Raw genomic sequence first — 15175 nt, 5'->3', positions numbered from 1 at the left:
GAGGGTCTGGGGTGGTGGGGGACATGAGCACGTTTGGGGGCCGCGGACCGTTAGGTCGGCGCACCCTCAGCTGCCTTCGCCGCCTCACCCGCTGATGTGCCGTTGCAACAGCCTGACTGCCAGGTCGTGTCCACAGTGAAGGGCCAGGTCCATGGGCGTTTGCCCGTCAGGCCCCGGGAGTTGTGGGTCAGCACCGAAGGCCAGGAGCACAGCGGTGGTATGCGCAGTCAGTGGGCTGCCGCTCTGCAAGGCGCCATCGCCTTCGGCGTCAATGGCGTGCGTCAGGAGGGTCATGTTGTCGCATACCTCGTCGGGGTCGGCTCCCTTGGCCAGCAGCTGAGCCAGGCTCTCTGCGTCCTCGTTCTCCACCGCTTGATGGGCCGGTGTCCAGGTGTTCTCCACGGCGGCATTCAACCGTTGCCGCACCAGCCCGGCCAGCGCATTCCCCCGTCCCTGAAAGCCAATTGAGATGACTTGTTAGGAGTGTGCTGGATCAAGTCGCGATCAGCGTGGCTGCAGATCAATCGGGTTGCGGAGGGACCGGTGGGCTCGCTGAGGATATGTCCATGGACGGTGTAACAGACGATGTGAACCAGGCGATCGCGGGTGAGCTACAACTCATGGATCCACGTGTCCGCTCCTCGCGGGAGCGCGCCGGGCAGCTCCTCGACCCGGAGTTCGTGGAGGTCGGCGGGTCTGGGCGGCGGTGGACGTATGAGGCGATGCTCGCCGAACTGCCGGACCATCCGGGCAGTTCGCTCGACGCTCCCCGCTTCGAACCCTCGGACATCTCGGGCGTGCGGCTCGCCCCGGGGCTGGTACATCTGACGTTCGAGACCATGCTCGGGGACCGCAGGACCAGGCACAGTTCGATCTGGCGCTTGGGGGACGGAGCCGTGGGCTGGCGCATGTACTACCACCAGGCCACGCGCGTGCCGCCCGGCGTGGACTAGGGCATGTCCGACGGGTCGCTCGTAGGCGCCCTGTACTGACGGCAGTCAACGGCCCGATCGAACCGGATGCGCAGCGCGGGACGCTCGCGGAGGCTTACATCGAGCCACAACAACAGAGGACGACAGAGACAAGAGTGCGGGTGAAGCCTGACCCCGGCCCCTCCGCGGCCCACGCGCGATGGCCCGTCTTGCCAAGACATCTCAGGGGGCTAAAAGGTCGAGTGGGGCTCTCTGCGGCCGGGCTTGTGGCCATGAAACTGGTGGTGTTCCAGGAAGCCTTGATCGCTGCTGAGCCTGCTGATTGGCTTGCCGACATGACTGAGCTCGGACCCGTCGCCTGGCCGCCTGCCCCGATCAGGAGCGAGCGGCTCGTGCTCCGTGAGCCCGAGGCCCGGGACCGTGCGGCGTTCATCGAGCTGCTGGCGTCGCCAGAGGTGCACACCTACCTCGGAGGCCCCCGGCAGCGTGAAGAGCTTGAGCGCGAGGTGCCCGAGGTGCCCGAGCGGTGGCCCGGGAGCTTCGTCGTTGATCTCGACGGGGTGATGATGGGCCAGATCCTGCTCAGGAGAGCGTCGGAGCACCATCGCCCGGCTGCCGCGGGGAAGGCCGACATCGGCTAGCTGTTCCTGCCGTGGGCGTGGGGATGCGGGTATGCCGCCGAGTCGTGCGCGGCGGCACTTGCCTGGTTCGACGGCGTCCTTCCCGGTGAGCCGGTGGTGCTCGCCACCCAGACCGCCAACGTCGGCTCGATGCGCCTCGCGGCAAAGCTGGGGTTCACCGAGGTAGAGCGGTTCCGGGCCTGGGACGCTGAGCAGTGGCTCGGCCTGCGGCCCCCAATCACGTCCTCCGGTTGAGCTCGCACTCGACAGCGCCGATCTGCCGGAGTGCAGTACTCCTCGTTGACGAAGCCGGGCGGGTTCGCGGGTCATGCAGGCGCCTGGAGGATTGGCGCGAAGCCGCGTTGTTCATCGAAATGCGTATGGCCGGCAGCGGGCTGCTCGACCCACTGCTGCGAATGATGGCGGCCAAAGCCGACCCGCATGGCCTCGACGGAGCTGAACTCCCCAAGATCCGCGGCCGGCGATGACTCGCGGTCCGTCACGCGCTGCCTGCTCGTAGACTCATGGTGTGGCATTCATGAGCACCCCGCACTGCTGCTTCCTGTGATCGGAAGGCGTTGAGGGCGATGCCGGGCGGCGTCGCCCTCCTTGGTGTGCCTGCTGCGTGAACGTTCCCGACGCTGCCCGTTCCCTACGGCGGCAGTGACGCTCCGAGCGCGCGTGCAGGTGCGGTCTCTTCCCTTCACCTTGCCAGGAGTGCCTCGTGCCCGAATCGCTTCCCCCAGCTCTCGGACTCTCCCTCGACCTGCTGCGCTGCCCCACGTGCCGCACACGCCCCCTGCGCCCTGACCGCGGCACACTGCGTTGCCCGGCGGGCCACACCTTCGACATCGCCCGCCACCGCTACGCCGGCCTGCTGACGGGCACTCGCGCCACCAGCGGCGACGACCCGGCCATGGCCCGGGCCCGGGACCGCTTCCTGTCCACCGGCGCCTATGCGCCCATTCGCCAGGGCGTGGCCCGCCTGGCGGCCGACGCCGTGCCCGAGCAGGCCACGGTGGTGGACGTGGGGTGCGGCACGGGTTACTACCTGGCCGGCGTACTCGACCAGTTGCCCGGCGCCCGTGGTCTGGGCCTGGACACGTCGGTGCGCGCACTGCGCTCGACAGCCCGCGCCCACGCACGAGCCGCCGCGGTGACCTGGGATGTCTTCCGTCCTTTTCCGCTGGCCGACGGGGTGGCCGATGTCATGCTGAATGTGTTCGCCCCGCGCAACCCGGCCGAGTTCCACCGCGTGCTGCGCCCGGCCGGCCGGCTCATCGTGGTCCGTCCCACCGGGCGGCACCTGGCCGAGCTGCGCCGCCGGCTGCCTGCGATGGTCACCATCGACCCGGCCAAGGAACAACGCCTGCGCCAGGCGCTGGACCCCTTCTTCGAAGCCGCCGTCACCGAACAGGTGGAGTACCCCGTGACCCTGGCCGGGCGAGAGGCCTTGGACCTGGTGGCGATGACGCCGAGCGCACGCCACTTGAGCCCTGAAGACCTGGACGACGACGGCTTCCTGCCCGACCGGGTCACCGTCTCCGTCCTGGCCACCGCCTACCAGCCTCGGTGACCACCAGCGGGCGCGTGCGTCTGGCCCCGAGCGAGGCTGCGGGTGAGCCCGTGCAGGCAACCAAGGAGGGGCGACGGTTTCCGCGGTCAAGGGCCCGGAGCAGGCAGCACAGGCGCTGTGGCTCGCGCGCCCACGCGCCATCGCCGTACGGATTCGGTTTGTTGGCCGCGTCTACTCGCACGGTGCGCACGCCGGTCGAGGCGGGGAGGCGGGGCGGTCAGTTGCGGACGGGGGCGAACTTGTAGCCGTAGGTGTCCGTGATCACCGAGAAGTCGGTGGTGCGGTTGCCCCCCTCGTGCCACACCTGGCACTGGTAACCGGTGTCGGAGCTCCTCTCGACGGCCTTGACGGCCGGGATCTCGTCACAGGTCAGCTTCTGCTCATAACCGCCGCTGTCCTCGTGGCGCTCCCAGAACTCCTGGTACACGCGCTTGGCGAGGAGGAGGTCCTTGCCGGGCTCAGCGTCGTACCGGATCAGGAAGTCGCCCTCTTCGAGTCGTCGGCGGCCGTCACCGTTCAGGTCGGAACGAGGCCTTGGGCAAGGGATGGACGCAGTGGCAGAATCCACGCAGGCGCGGGAGGCGTGGCCGCCCCGTCCGGCTCCGCAGGTGATCAGGCGACGTGACCGCTCGAATCGCCCTGGTGGCCGGCATGTAGATTGTCTCGTCGTGATCAGCAATGCGGGCGGGCGAGTTGTCGCGGACAGGTACGTGCTCGCCGACCGGTTGGGCAGCGGTGGGATGGGCACTGTGTGGAGTGCCTGGGACCACCTGCTGCAGCGGACGGTGGCCATCAAGGAACTCCATGCCGCCGCCGGGGGGTACGAGCAGCAGGCGTCGATGCGGCGTGTGTTGTCGGAGGCCCGGGCGATCGCCCGGGTGACGCACGCGCATGTCATCGACATCTACGACCTGGTGGAGTTCGACGGCGGTTTCTGGATCGTCATGGAACTGGTGCCGGGTGGCTCGCTGAGCGAGCAGGTGCGGTCGAGCGGGCCGCTGTCGCCGGTGGAGACGGCCCGCATCGGTCTGGAGATCCTGTCCGCTCTGGAAGCGGTCCACGCGGCCGGTGCGCTGCACCGTGACGTGAAGCCGGCCAACGTGCTGCTGCGCGCGGACGGCAGCAGTGTGCTCACCGACTTCGGTATCGCCGCCCTGTCCGACCACACCGGCCACACGGGTACGGGGGGCGTGGTCGGCTCGGCCGAGTACATGGCTCCGGAACGCCTGCGCAATCACCCCGCCGGACCGGCCAGCGACCTGTTCTCCCTCGGCGTCACCCTGTGCTTCACGGCCACCGGTCAGACGCCCTTCGCCCGCGGGAACATCACGGCCACTCTGCACGCCGTTGCCTTTGAACCGCCTTCCCTCCATGTCCGTGGCCCGCTGGGCGACGTCATCGAGCAGTTGCTGGCCAAAGACCCCGCCGAGCGCCCGTCGGGCGAACAGCTCGCACACGCGCTGCAGTCGATGGTCGACGGTGTCCCCCGACCGGCGCGGGCGACACTGCGGCAGCCGGTGCAGCCGGCCCGCGCGAATCGGCGCCGCACGGCGATCGCAGCGGCGATCGCCGTGGTCGCACTCGTCTCCGGGGCGGGCGTGGTCGCCTCCGTGGCCAGTGATGACTCCGGCGCAGCGGCCCCCGCCGGCTCCGGATCGTCCAAGCCGACCGAACCGACGTCCACGGATGCCCATGCGGTCTCGCATGTGGATGCGGTGATGCCGGTCCCGGGAGTGCGGGGCAGGTTCTGGGTGTTCTCCGGCAGCGAGTACGTGATGGTTGAGCTGGGCGGGGATCCGTCGTCGGCGCGGCGGGTGAGCGGGCCCTCTCCGATCGCGCAGTGGCGTAAGACGTTCGGCGGGTTGGACCGCTTCACGAACAAGATCGATGCGGTCTTGCCGGTTCCGGGTGACGATCACCGCTTCTGGGTCTTCTCCGGCGACCAGTACCTGCTCGTCCACATCGCGGGGGACCGCTCCGGCAAGGGCCGCCTGCAAGAACCCCGCCCGATCACCGACTGGAGCGACAGCATCGGCGCGGTTCCGGGCTTCTCTGGGCGGGTGGATGCGGTGATGCCGGTTCCGGGAGTGCGGGGCAGGTTCTGGGTGTTCTCCGGCAGCGAGTACGTGATGGTTGAGCTGGGCGGGGATCCGTCGTCGGCGCGGCGGGTGAGCGGGCCCTCTCCGATCGCGCAGTGGCGTAAGACGTTCGGCGGGTTGGACCGCTTCACGAACAAGATCGATGCGGTCTTGCCGGTTCCGGGTGACGATCACCGCTTTTGGGTCTTCTCCGGCGACCAGTACCTGCTCGTCCACATCGCGGGGGACCGCTCCGGCAAGGGCCGCCTGCAAGAACCCCGCCCGATCACCGACTGGCCGTCACTGAGGTAGTTCCGGACGGGTGGTGCCGGCCAACGCGAGAAGCCTCTCGGCGCCGGGGATCCGTTCTCCGCAGGCATGTTCCTGCCAGAGGCTTGTCCCGTACCTGTTGTCGGGTCCAGCCTGAGTGATGTCCCTGGTCAGGGAGATCCCGGGGCTGCCGGACGGGCGGCACGGGCCGATACTCCGAGTCCTGTCCGCACCATCTGGGAGAGTCATGACAAGCAGGTTCACCGAGCTGGCCGTTGACTGCCGCGATCCGGAGAGGCTCGCGGCCTTCTGGTGTGCGGTCCTCGACTTCAGGGTGATCGACCGGAGCGAGGACGAGGTCGAGATCGGCTCCTGGGTGCCGACCGCGGAAGACGTCCGGGCCCGCCAGATGCCGCCGACCCTGCTGTTCCTCAAGGTGCCCGAGGGCAAGACCGTGAAGAACCGGCTCCACCTCGACGTCAGCCCGATCGACGGCAGCACCGAGGACGAGGTGACCAGATTGCTCGGCCTCGGCGCCACCAAGACGGATGTGGGCCAGGGCTCCGACCGAAACTGGGTGGTCATGGAGGATCCCGAGGGCAACGAGTTCTGCGTGTTGCGCAGCCTGGCACCGAAGGACTAGACCGAGAGCGGGCACCCGCGCCCCCTCGCACGCCGCCCCCGTCACCTTGCCCGAACATGGGACCTCAGCGGTCGTCGAGCAGCCGCCACGTAGCGAGGGCGATACTGGCCCTTACCAGTCCGGTGGGTTCGGTGAGTTCGATGCCCAGAGCCTCCGCGATCTGCTCGAGCCGGCGGGCGACGCTGCTGTGGTGGAGGTGGAGAAGGTCGGCAGCCCGGCGCAGGGAGCCGGTGGCGCAGTAGGCGTCCAGTGTGTCGAGATCGTCCGGGTTGCCGGCGAGACGGGCGATGGCGGCCACGTCCTCGTTGTCCCGTGCCGTCTCCTGGGGAACCTGTGCCAACAGCGCCAGGACGCCCAGGCTGTGGTGGTGGATGACCGGCCGGCGTGCCGTGGTGAAACGAAGGGCGGTGCGGGCCTGCTGCCAGGACCGTGCGGGGCTGTCAGCGGCTCCGACGCCGGCGCGTGCACCTGCCGGGAACCGTGCCTGGTCCACGCTGGCGGCCAGGATGACGCCCACGTCGGCGAGCAACGCCGCCTTGGCCGGAAACGTCGGGGAGACCAGGTTGGTGATCCGCCCGAGCGGAAGCTCCGATCGCACGGCGACCACGCGGACCGGCTGACGTACGGCGAAGCCCAGGAGCCGTAGTGCGCGGGCTCTGGCCGCCTCGTCGCTGCCGGGGCTGATCACCAATTCGACGAGGGCCGGGTCGGCCATGGTGGTGCGAGCGGGGCCGTACCGCTCGACGACCGCCGCGGCCGCGATGGCAAGCCGGTCCAGGAGCACCTCGTCGAGCGGGCCGGGGGCACCAGGTCGTTCCAGCCACGCCAGGCCGATCTCCTCCTCGTCGAGAGTCATCGGCACCGTGGTGGACGCAGGCAGCGGAGGGTCGGACGCTTCTCTGCCGTCGGGCCGGGCACGGATCGCCCGCCCCGCGCCGTGCAGACTGATCCCGGCCACGCACTCCGCCAGGCCCGCCGAGGCCCGGGCGAGCGCCGGGAGATCCACCCGTCGGCGCATCAGCGTGTCGTAGAACGTGACGACGCGGATCGCACCCTCGGAGTACGGATCCAGTTTCGACAGCCGTACGGCCAGAGCCTCCATGGAGCAAGGATAGGAGGAGAGGTGGCCGCCGATCGGCGCGTTGTCAGGGCGGGATGCGCGACGGACGGCGGACGACCCTCCGGGAGGGCCGCAGCGAGGATGGGCGTCATGGATCCCGAACTCGAGCCGTTCATACCGTTCTTTCCCAAAGCCGACCTGAACGATCCGGTCACCGCGCGCCGGGACTTCGCCGAGCGAGTGGCGGCCGCACAGCCGGAACCGGACACCTTGGGCCTGAAGATCGAGAACCGCACCGTGCACACCGATCCGGACGTGCCAGTACGGATCTACCGTCCGAACGACCCGCACGGCGCCCTCATCTGGCTGCGTGGCGGCGGATTCGTCTTCGGCGACCTGGACACCGACCAGCCCTGGGCCACCCGGCTCGCCGACGCCTCAGGCGCGTTGGTGGTCTCAGTGGACTATCGCCGGTCCCCCGAGAACCGGTTCCCAGCCGCGCTGGACGATGCGTACTCCGCACTGGTCTGGGCGGCCGAGCACGCGGCCGAACTCGGTATCGACCCTGAGCGGATCGCCGTCGGGGGCCACAGCGCCGGCGCGGGTCTCGCGGCCGCGGTGGCACTGCGGGCCCGCGACCAGCACGGGCCTTCGATCCACTTCCAGCTGCTCAACCAGCCCTTGCTCGACGACCGCCAGGAGACGTGGTCGCAGCGGCGCTTCACCGGCACACCCTGGCACGACCGCAGCACACTCGCCGCCGTGTGGCGGCACTACCTGGGCTCCCGGCCCGCCACGCCCTACGCGGCCCCGGCCCGGGCCACCGACCTGTCCGGTCTGCCGCCGGCATACATCGCCACCGCGGAGTTCGACCCGCTGCGTGAGGAAGGCATCGACTACGCGCTGCGCCTGCTCCAGGCCGGTGTGTCGGTCGAGCTGCATCAGTGGCCCGGCACGTTCCACGGGTCGCAGGCGGTCCTGACCGCCGATGTGTCGCAACGGCAGACCGCCGAACTCGCCGCAGTCCTGCGCCGTGCCCTGGCCACGTGATGGCATCCCGCCGGCTCGGACAGGCATGCCACGCCCACAACCACCGGATGAAAGAGCACCTCAGGAAGGACACCCTGGTATGACTGCCGACCGGATCGGACTCTTCGGAACCCTGGTCCACCTCCACCCGGCCGGCCAGGTGAACACCGAGCAGCCCACGGCGGAAACCGAGCTCGACCGGGACGGCTGGCTGCTGATGGTCACCCATGCGGAGACCGACGCCGACGTCCACGGCGACCACTGGGAGAGCCACACCGGGGGAGACGAATTCGTCTCCTGCCTCACCGGCGGAATACGGATCATCCTCCGTCCGGAACAGCCGGGGGGCGAGGAGGAGGAGATCCGGCTGGCTCCTGGAACCGCGGCCGTCGTGCCGCGCGGGCGATGGCACCGCCTCGCACTGGACGCCCCCAGCGACATGATGGCCGTCACCCTGCCACGCGGCACACGCGAGGAGAGGTGGACCCGAGCGTGACGTCGGAGGTGAGGAGCGATCACGCCTTCGGACCCGTGGTGACGCACCTGCGTACCGCCGCATCGCACCGCTCCACCGCCGCCCGCGGATCGAGCGCGTACGTGCCGTCACCGAAGAGCTCGAACGTCATCCAGCCGTCGTAGCCCTGCCGTTCGAGGGACCGAAGGTAGTCGGACAGGGGCAGGTCGCCGTCGCCCCACGCCAGGTGACCTGCGGGACGGCCGTCGACCAGGTGCACATGGCGGATACGGTCGCCGAGTGCGGCGAAGGCGTCGTCGACGGATTCGCCGGCCACGGCCATCGTCACCGTGTCGAGCACCGCCCCGAGACGGGAGGCGCCGATTTCGCCGAGCATCGCCGCCAGCGTGCGCGAGTCGTTGACCAGATTCGACTCCACCCGCTGGAGGGGTTCGAGCACGCACGTCACCCCCAGCGAGTCCGCGTAGGCGGCGATGTCACCGATCGCGTCCACCGACCGGCGCCAAGCCGCGTCGACCGGCTCGCTCTCGCCGCCCCGGCCGGGCGTCAGCAGTAGCTTCTCGGCGCCGAGTTCGACGCACAACTCGGCCGCCCGGCGGAACAGGGCGATGCTCTGCGCACGCAGCCAGTCGGCCGGGGCGGCCACGTTGACCGGGTACATCACCTGCTCGGGCGTCAGGCAGTACGCCGCCAGGCCGCGCTCCTCGATACGGCGGCGCAGATCGCGTGCCTCCGCGTTGCCGACCTGCGGGATGTGCAGGTGCGGGGCGATGCCCCACAGTTCGAGCTTCTCGCGGCCCAGGGCGACCGCGTCGTCCAGGAACGTGTCGAACGGCAGGTGCTGGTAGGCGAAGTTGGATCCGGTCAGCCGCGGCGGACGGACAGTCGGCATGTGGGTTCCTTTCGTACGCAGAAAGTCGTTCAGTTCGTACGCGGGGGAGTCGCTCACTTGCCGATGCCGTCGGCGAGTCCCTTGACGATGTAGCGCTGGCCGAAGAGGAACAGGAGGACGACCGGGACCGCGGCGACCACCATGCCGGCGAACACGACGGGAAAGTCGGTGCCGTGCTTGCTCATCAGGCTGGTCAGGCCGACCGGCAGGGTCTGCACGTCGCTGCCGTTGGTGAACACCATGGCGAACAGGTACTCGTTCCACGCGAAGAGCACGTGCAGCAGGACGGTGGACGTGATGATGGGCTTGCACATCGGCAGGATGATCCGCCAGAACGCCGTCCAGCGGCCGGCACCGTCGATCTGCGCCGCCTCGTCCACCTCGCGCGGCAGGTCGATCATGTAGGCGCGGATGAGGAAGGTGGTGAAGGGGACGCGGAAGGCCGTGTAGAGGATGAGCAGTGCCCAGAAGCTGTTGTACAGACCGACCGACTGGAACATGCGCACCAGCGGAACGAGGGCGACGGTCGGGGTGAGCATGAGGCCGCCGAGGATGACAGCGGTGAGCACCTTGTTGAGTGGAATGTTCACCCGAGTGAGCCCGTACGCCGCCCATGCGCTGATGAAGACGGTCGCGACGGTGGACGTCACCGTGACCAGGACGCTGGTAGCGAGGTAGTTGCTGACACCGCGGTTCCAGGCGTCGCGGTAGTTGTCGAATCCGAAGTCGGTGGGGAAGGCGAAGGGGTTGCCGAAGAGTTCGGCGTTGGACTTGAACCCGTTCAGCACCATCCACAGGAGCGGGTACAGCACCACCACCGCGAGACCCAGCAGAAAGGCCCACATGAACAGGCGCGCGATCACGCCGAGGAAGCCGAGCCGGCTCACCATTCCACCCTTCTTCTACGGGTGAACCACAGCTGCGCCATCGCGATCGTGAGGGTGATCACGAAGATCACGGTGCCGATGGCCGCGGCGTAGCCGAAGTCGTTGCGTACGAAGCCGTTGCGGTACAGCCACGTGCCGAGCACGTGGGTCGAGTTGTCGGGTCCGCCGCTGGTCATCACCATGACCTCGTTGAACACCTGGAAGGCGCCCGACACGGTGACCATGACCATCAGGCCGGTCATCTCCCGCACGAGCGGGAGGGTCACCTGGAAGAAGCGGCGGAGGGGGCCGACGCCGTCGAGCGCGGCCGCCTCGTACAGCTCGGCGGGGATGCGCTGGATGGCGACGGCGAACAGCAGCGTCGAGTACCCGAAGCCCTGCCACTGGCTCATCGCGATGACCGCTGTCATCGCCGTGCTCTCATGGCCCAGCCACGCGTGGTCGAACGAGCCGGGTCCGGCCGCCTCGAGAGCGTGGTTGAGCAGGCCGAGGTTGGGCTCGTAGATGAAGTAGAAGAGCAGTCCCGCGACGGTCAGGGAGATCGCGGAAGGGATGAAGTAGACCGTCCGGAGGGCGCGCTGCCACCGAGTACTGCGGATGCTCTCGATGAGGGCGGCGAGCAGCAGGGCGCCGAACACCTGGAAGACGACCGACAGCAGGGCGTACCAGAGGTTGTTGGTGAAGGAAGTCCAGAAGACCGGGTCACCGAACAGGTCGCGGTAGTTGTCCAGGCCGACGAACTCCTGGTCGCTGCTGTAGATGTCCCACGTCAGCGCGGAGTATCCGAAGTTCTGGACGAGCGGGAGGTAGACGAAGACGGAGAGCAGGACGAGGGCCGGCACGATCCACAGGAGCCCGGCTGCTCTTCGGTACACAGTGCGCACCGGATTGGTTCCCTTCCAACGCGCCGGTCACCTGGCGGATTCGGATGCGCGGCGCACGCTGTCCATGACCTGCTCGGGTGTCCTGCTGCCGCTGATGAGCGCCTCGCCGCCCGCCAGCCACGCGTCGGCGACCTCGGGCGTGGTGACCATGTCCAGCCAGCCCGCCAGCCGGGGTGCCTTGTTGACCAGGCCGATGCCTTCCTGAACGGCCTTGCTGGACGTCCGGGACGTCACCGCGCCGGCCACGGTGCTCGGCTGGCCGTAGGGCGGGGCGGACAGGGTCCTGGCGTTGGCGGAGCTGGTCACGAACTTCATGAAGTCGACGGCGAGAGCGGCCCGCGGCGACCGGGCGTTGACGAAGTACCCCTCGGGTGCCCCTTCGACGACTTCCGGGTCTCCCTCGGCTCCTGCGGCGGCGGGCAGCGGGAAGATGCCGAGGTCCTCCGGCGTGAGGGTGGCGCCGGACGTGGTGCTGTCGAACTCCAGGATCTCCTGGTAGTACATGGCGGCGCTGCCCTGCGCGAAGGCTTCCTGCGCCGAGGTGTAGAGGACGCCGTTGGTGCCGCGTCCGGTGTCGGTGCAGCCGGACACCAGGGTCGTGAACTGCTTGAGCGCGGCAAGGTAACCCGGGTGGTCCCAGGTGGCGGTCTTCGGGTCGTAGTCGGCCTCTCGGACGTCGGTCGGCACGTTGTGGGCGAAGAGCTGCTGGAGGTAGTGCAGGGCGGGCCAGCCGTCCTTGTTGCCGAAGGCGATCGGTTCGTAGCCGGCCTCACGCAGGCCGGGGCAGGCGGCGAGGAGTTCTTCGAAGGTCCTGGGCACCTCGACACCGGCCTTGTCGAAGGCGGACTTGTTGTAGCCCATGAACTTGCCGTTGTTGTACAGCGGAACGCCGTAGTAGCGGCCGTCGTGGGAGAACGCCTTCAGGGACGACTCGCTGAAGGTCCCGCCCCATGCGGTGCCCGGTCCGATCACCTTCGTCAGGTCGGCGGCACGGCCTCCGCGGATGAAGTTCTCCGCCCAGTTGCCGGTCCACGTGAAGTAGATGTCGGGCAGGGCGTCGGACGCGGTGAGCGTCTTGGTCTTGTCCTTGATGCTCTGGTCGGTCTCCTGGATCAGCTCGACATCCACCTTCGGGTGCCTGCGCTCGTAGGCGGCGGCGAGGTCCTCGAAGTAGGGCTCCAGGGGCTCGCCCGCGAACTTGGTGAGAACGCTCAGGGTGCCGGAGTACTCCGGCTTCGCGGTCACGTCGGCCGCGGGACCCTGCGCCGGACCGGTGAAGCAGCCGGTGAGGACGAGTACCGAGGCCCCGAGGAGTGCCGCGGACCGCGTCCGTGCACGTGCGCGCATGGGCTTCCTTTCGTCGAGTGGGCGGGCCCGCCGAAGGCGCGGGCACGTCGGATCCGCTGCGGGTGTCCGCCGGGACGGCCGCTGGCGTGCGGCGACTGTACAGAGAAACTGATACCGGTACCAGAGTGGGAGCCAAGATCTTCTTGTGGCAGGTGTGGGGCGGGCTGGGTCCGGGTGGCCGCATTCTCCGAAGGAAGAATGAATACGCTGGTGAATGAGGTTCTTTCGGCGCGCCGTCAGTCGATGGGCGGCGCATCGCTGTTGACGGCATCAGTGCGCTGTGTCAGCGTGTGGCCCGCGTGATACCGGTATCAGGTCGCTCAGCGCCGCCAGCCGCACCCGTTCCCGAAAGGACGCGAAGATGCTCGGATTCGACGAGCCGGAATTCCTCTCCCAGCTGGCGAGCACGGTGGCCCTGCGCCCCCGGATCGAGGAACTCGCCGACCGCCTCACGGACGAAGGCTTCGACAACCTCTTCCTCGTCGGCGCCGGCGGCACCTACGCCCAGATGTGGCCGTACGAGCGGCTCGCGCGCCGCACCTCGACGCTTCCCGTCCACGCCGTCATCGCGGCGGAACTGGTCACCGGCGGTGAAGCGTCGCTCGGCGAGCGCTCGGTCGCCGTCTTCACCTCGGTGTCGGGCACCACCGAGGACAGCCTCCGGGCCATCGAGTACTGCAAGGCGAAGGGCGTGCGCACCGTCGGCTTCACGGGCTACCCCGACTCTCCCGTGGCCCGGAGCGTGGACGTCGCCCTCGTGTCCGAACCGAAGGCCTGGCCCTTCGACCCGCAGATGCTGCTGTTCATGGGCCGCCTTCTCGCGCGCCGAGGCGAGTTCGAGGGGTATGACAAGCTCGCCGACGAACTCGCCGGACTGCCCGGCGTCCTCCTCGACGTGGCGCGGCAGGCCGAGCCGACGGCCGCCGCCTTCGCCGAGGCCCACAAGGACACCGACTACCACTTCCTGGTCGGCGGGGGGAACCTGTGGGGATTCACCTACCTGTATTCCATGTGCATCCTCGAGGAGATGCAGTGGCTGCGCACCACCCGGGTGCACAGCGCCGAGTTCTTCCACGGCTCGCTGGAACTCCTCGAAGAGGACACGAGCGTGCTCGTCTTCCAGGGCGAGGACGAGACACGCGCCCTCACCGACCGGGCCGAGGCATTCGCCAAGCGCGTCTCCCGCGACGTGACCGTCTTCGACACCCGTGACTACGCGCTGGCCGGCATCAGCCCGGAGTTCCGCGGTCTGCTCGCGCCGTTGGTGCTCGACACCGTCATGGGGCGGGTCAGCAAGCACCTGGAGAAGGTGCGTGGCCACTCGTTGGACCTGCGCCGCTACTACCGGGTCATGGACTACTGAGACGCGCGGCCCGTCGCTGCCGCTCCAGGGAGAACTCCGGCGGGGGCAGCGACCGGCGCGTCCCGGCGTGTCCGTCGCGTCCCGCGCGAGCACGTGGCGTACGGCCGCCGTCCCGATTCCGCAGTCCGCAGTCCGCACCCGCCCGGCACCGAGCCAGGTGCCGGGCGCCCGTCCGTGCCCCGGCCCGTGGCGTGCCGGTCAGCGCACAGGAGAACCCATGAGAGTCCTCGGCTTCGGCGACAACATCGTCGATCGGTTCGTCGACCGCGGCATCGACTACCCGGGCGGCAACAGCGTGAACGTGGCCGTCTACGCCAGACGCCTCGGCCTGGAGGCGGCCTACCTGGGGGTGTTCGGTGACGACGCCCTCGGCGACTTCCTGCGCGAGGCCATCGCGGACACCGGGGTGGCCGTCGACCGCTGCGCCGTGCGCGCCGGCGAGAGCGGCGTGTCCACCCTGCGGGTCGACGCCGGCGACCGTGTCTTCCTCGGCTGGAACGGAGGCGGCGTCACCGTCCGCGAGCCCCTCGTCCTCGACGGCGGCCTGCTCGACTACGTGTCCTCCTTCGACCTGGTGCACTCCAGCGTGTACTCGGGCAGCGAGCGCGAGCTGCCGAAGCTCGCCGCGCTCGGCACGCTCACGTCCTTCGACCTTTCCAGCGAGGCGGAGTTCCGTACGCCCGGGTACCTGGACCGGATCTGTCCCCATGCCGACCTCGTGCTGCTGTCCTGTTCCCACCTGGACGACGCGGCCACCCGGGACCTGCTGGCCGAGACGGTGGGCCGCGGAGCCGGGCTCGCGCTCGCCACCCGCGGCGCCGAGGGCGCCGTCGCGCACGACGGCCGCACCACCGTGGCGGCGCCGGCGCGCCCCCTGGACGACGAGACGTCGCTCGTCGACACGATGGGCTGCGGTGACGCCTTCCTCGCCGGTTTCGTGGTCTCGCTGCTGCGCGCGGGCTGGCGAAGGTCGAGCCCGCCGGACCGCCACCGGCTGCAGCGCGCGTTGCGCGACGGGGCGGAGGCCGCGCACGACCAGTGCTTCACCGAGGCGGCATTCGGCCGTGGCCGGCCCACCGGCCGACCGGCGGGTGTCTAGCATGTGGACAGCCGTCGACC

The 15175-nt window shown here is 69.2% G+C and carries 16 protein-coding genes and 1 pseudogene; 9 read left to right on the top strand and 8 right to left on the bottom strand.

The annotated features are described in order from the left end of the window. Positions 1–84: 84 nt before the first annotated feature. On the bottom strand, positions 85–402 hold the full coding sequence (locus ACLGIH_RS01630) for an ankyrin repeat domain-containing protein (RefSeq protein WP_416523391.1): 318 nt from the start codon (positions 400–402) through the stop codon (positions 85–87). A 164-nt stretch (positions 403–566) separates the two neighbouring features. On the opposite strand from ACLGIH_RS01630, the gene ACLGIH_RS01625 reads away from it, so the two are divergent. Beyond that, entirely contained in the window at positions 567–953 is a 387-nt protein-coding gene (locus ACLGIH_RS01625; protein WP_416523390.1) for a nuclear transport factor 2 family protein, read from the top strand. A 314-nt stretch (positions 954–1267) separates the two neighbouring features. Beyond that, positions 1268–1807 (top strand): annotated as a pseudogene (locus tag ACLGIH_RS01620) (GNAT family N-acetyltransferase). A gap of 71 nt (positions 1808–1878) precedes the next feature. Here the strand turns inward: ACLGIH_RS01620 and ACLGIH_RS01615 are convergent. Further along, positions 1879–2055 carry a hypothetical protein gene (locus tag ACLGIH_RS01615; protein ID WP_416523389.1) on the bottom strand — a complete coding sequence of 59 codons (177 nt, stop codon included), beginning with the start codon at positions 2053–2055 and terminating at the stop codon, positions 1879–1881. A gap of 221 nt (positions 2056–2276) precedes the next feature. On the opposite strand from ACLGIH_RS01615, the gene ACLGIH_RS01610 reads away from it, so the two are divergent. Further along, positions 2277–3128, top strand: coding sequence for a methyltransferase domain-containing protein (locus ACLGIH_RS01610; protein WP_416523388.1), 852 nt, complete (start codon positions 2277–2279; stop codon positions 3126–3128). A gap of 217 nt (positions 3129–3345) precedes the next feature. Here the strand turns inward: ACLGIH_RS01610 and ACLGIH_RS01605 are convergent, their stop codons facing one another. Next, positions 3346–3696: a hypothetical protein gene (locus ACLGIH_RS01605; protein ID WP_416523387.1), complete on the bottom strand. Its 351-nt coding sequence runs from the start codon at positions 3694–3696 to the stop codon at positions 3346–3348. Between the two features lie 100 nt (positions 3697–3796). Between ACLGIH_RS01605 and ACLGIH_RS01600 the strand changes: the two genes are divergently transcribed. Then, positions 3797–5518 carry a protein kinase domain-containing protein gene (locus ACLGIH_RS01600; protein WP_416523386.1) on the top strand — a complete coding sequence of 574 codons (1722 nt, stop codon included), beginning with the start codon at positions 3797–3799 and terminating at the stop codon, positions 5516–5518. A gap of 205 nt (positions 5519–5723) precedes the next feature. Beyond that, positions 5724–6119, top strand: coding sequence for a VOC family protein (locus ACLGIH_RS01595; protein ID WP_416523385.1), 396 nt, complete (start codon positions 5724–5726; stop codon positions 6117–6119). A gap of 64 nt (positions 6120–6183) precedes the next feature. Here the strand turns inward: ACLGIH_RS01595 and ACLGIH_RS01590 are convergent, their stop codons facing one another. Then, positions 6184–7221, bottom strand: coding sequence for a helix-turn-helix domain-containing protein (locus ACLGIH_RS01590; protein ID WP_416523384.1), 1038 nt, complete (start codon positions 7219–7221; stop codon positions 6184–6186). Between the two features lie 108 nt (positions 7222–7329). On the opposite strand from ACLGIH_RS01590, the gene ACLGIH_RS01585 reads away from it, so the two are divergent. Together ACLGIH_RS01585 and ACLGIH_RS01580 are read left to right on the top strand one after the other, a co-directional pair. Continuing rightward, positions 7330–8229: an alpha/beta hydrolase gene (locus ACLGIH_RS01585; protein ID WP_416523383.1), complete on the top strand. Its 900-nt coding sequence runs from the start codon at positions 7330–7332 to the stop codon at positions 8227–8229. Between the two features lie 79 nt (positions 8230–8308). After that, a complete protein-coding gene (locus ACLGIH_RS01580) occupies positions 8309–8704 on the top strand; it encodes a cupin domain-containing protein (RefSeq protein WP_416523382.1) in 396 nt (131 codons plus the stop codon). A gap of 19 nt (positions 8705–8723) precedes the next feature. Here the strand turns inward: ACLGIH_RS01580 and ACLGIH_RS01575 are convergent, their stop codons facing one another. The 4 genes from ACLGIH_RS01575 to ACLGIH_RS01560 are packed head-to-tail and all read right to left on the bottom strand — an operon-like array spanning position 8724 to position 12693. Further along, on the bottom strand, positions 8724–9575 hold the full coding sequence (locus tag ACLGIH_RS01575) for a sugar phosphate isomerase/epimerase family protein (protein WP_416523381.1): 852 nt from the start codon (positions 9573–9575) through the stop codon (positions 8724–8726). 53 nt (positions 9576–9628) lie between these two features. After that, the gene (locus ACLGIH_RS01570) at positions 9629–10465 is read right to left on the bottom strand and encodes a carbohydrate ABC transporter permease (RefSeq protein WP_416523380.1); all 837 of its coding nucleotides are present in this window, start codon (positions 10463–10465) and stop codon (positions 9629–9631) included. After that, on the bottom strand, positions 10459–11346 hold the full coding sequence (locus ACLGIH_RS01565) for a carbohydrate ABC transporter permease (RefSeq protein WP_416523379.1): 888 nt from the start codon (positions 11344–11346) through the stop codon (positions 10459–10461). Before ACLGIH_RS01565 ends, ACLGIH_RS01570 begins: the two co-directional genes overlap by 7 nt. A 27-nt stretch (positions 11347–11373) precedes the next feature. After that, on the bottom strand, positions 11374–12693 hold the full coding sequence (locus tag ACLGIH_RS01560) for an ABC transporter substrate-binding protein (protein WP_416523378.1): 1320 nt from the start codon (positions 12691–12693) through the stop codon (positions 11374–11376). Between the two features lie 361 nt (positions 12694–13054). On the opposite strand from ACLGIH_RS01560, the gene ACLGIH_RS01555 reads away from it, so the two are divergent. Both ACLGIH_RS01555 and ACLGIH_RS01550 read left to right on the top strand, forming a co-directional pair. Continuing rightward, complete coding sequence (locus tag ACLGIH_RS01555) at positions 13055–14056, top strand: SIS domain-containing protein (protein WP_416523377.1); 1002 nt, start codon at positions 13055–13057, stop codon at positions 14054–14056. A gap of 217 nt (positions 14057–14273) precedes the next feature. Next, positions 14274–15155, top strand: a complete 882-nt coding sequence (locus ACLGIH_RS01550; protein ID WP_416523376.1) for a PfkB family carbohydrate kinase — start codon at positions 14274–14276, stop codon at positions 15153–15155. Positions 15156–15175 lie beyond the last annotated feature (20 nt).

Source organism: Streptomyces hamibioticus, from assembly GCF_047946815.1.
Classification (GTDB): domain Bacteria; phylum Actinomycetota; class Actinomycetes; order Streptomycetales; family Streptomycetaceae; genus Streptomyces.
Note: the sequence above shows the minus strand (reverse complement) of the source record. Positions and strands in the feature narration are given on the sequence as shown.

Bases quoted from the DNA above. Each gene is read 5' to 3' on its own strand.
- ACLGIH_RS01560 (WP_416523378.1), bottom strand. From the start codon at position 12,693: ATGCGCGCACGTGCACGGACGCGGTCCGCGGCACTCCTCGGGGCCTCG.
- ACLGIH_RS01585 (WP_416523383.1), top strand. From the start codon at position 7,330: ATGGATCCCGAACTCGAGCCGTTCATACCGTTCTTTCCCAAAGCCGAC.
- ACLGIH_RS01550 (WP_416523376.1), top strand. From the start codon at position 14,274: ATGAGAGTCCTCGGCTTCGGCGACAACATCGTCGATCGGTTCGTCGAC.
- ACLGIH_RS01555 (WP_416523377.1), top strand. From the start codon at position 13,055: ATGCTCGGATTCGACGAGCCGGAATTCCTCTCCCAGCTGGCGAGCACG.
- ACLGIH_RS01570 (WP_416523380.1), bottom strand. From the start codon at position 10,465: ATGGTGAGCCGGCTCGGCTTCCTCGGCGTGATCGCGCGCCTGTTCATG.
- ACLGIH_RS01595 (WP_416523385.1), top strand. From the start codon at position 5,724: ATGACAAGCAGGTTCACCGAGCTGGCCGTTGACTGCCGCGATCCGGAG.
- ACLGIH_RS01625 (WP_416523390.1), top strand. From the start codon at position 567: ATGGACGGTGTAACAGACGATGTGAACCAGGCGATCGCGGGTGAGCTA.
- ACLGIH_RS01580 (WP_416523382.1), top strand. From the start codon at position 8,309: ATGACTGCCGACCGGATCGGACTCTTCGGAACCCTGGTCCACCTCCAC.
- ACLGIH_RS01575 (WP_416523381.1), bottom strand. From the start codon at position 9,575: ATGCCGACTGTCCGTCCGCCGCGGCTGACCGGATCCAACTTCGCCTAC.
- ACLGIH_RS01590 (WP_416523384.1), bottom strand. From the start codon at position 7,221: ATGGAGGCTCTGGCCGTACGGCTGTCGAAACTGGATCCGTACTCCGAG.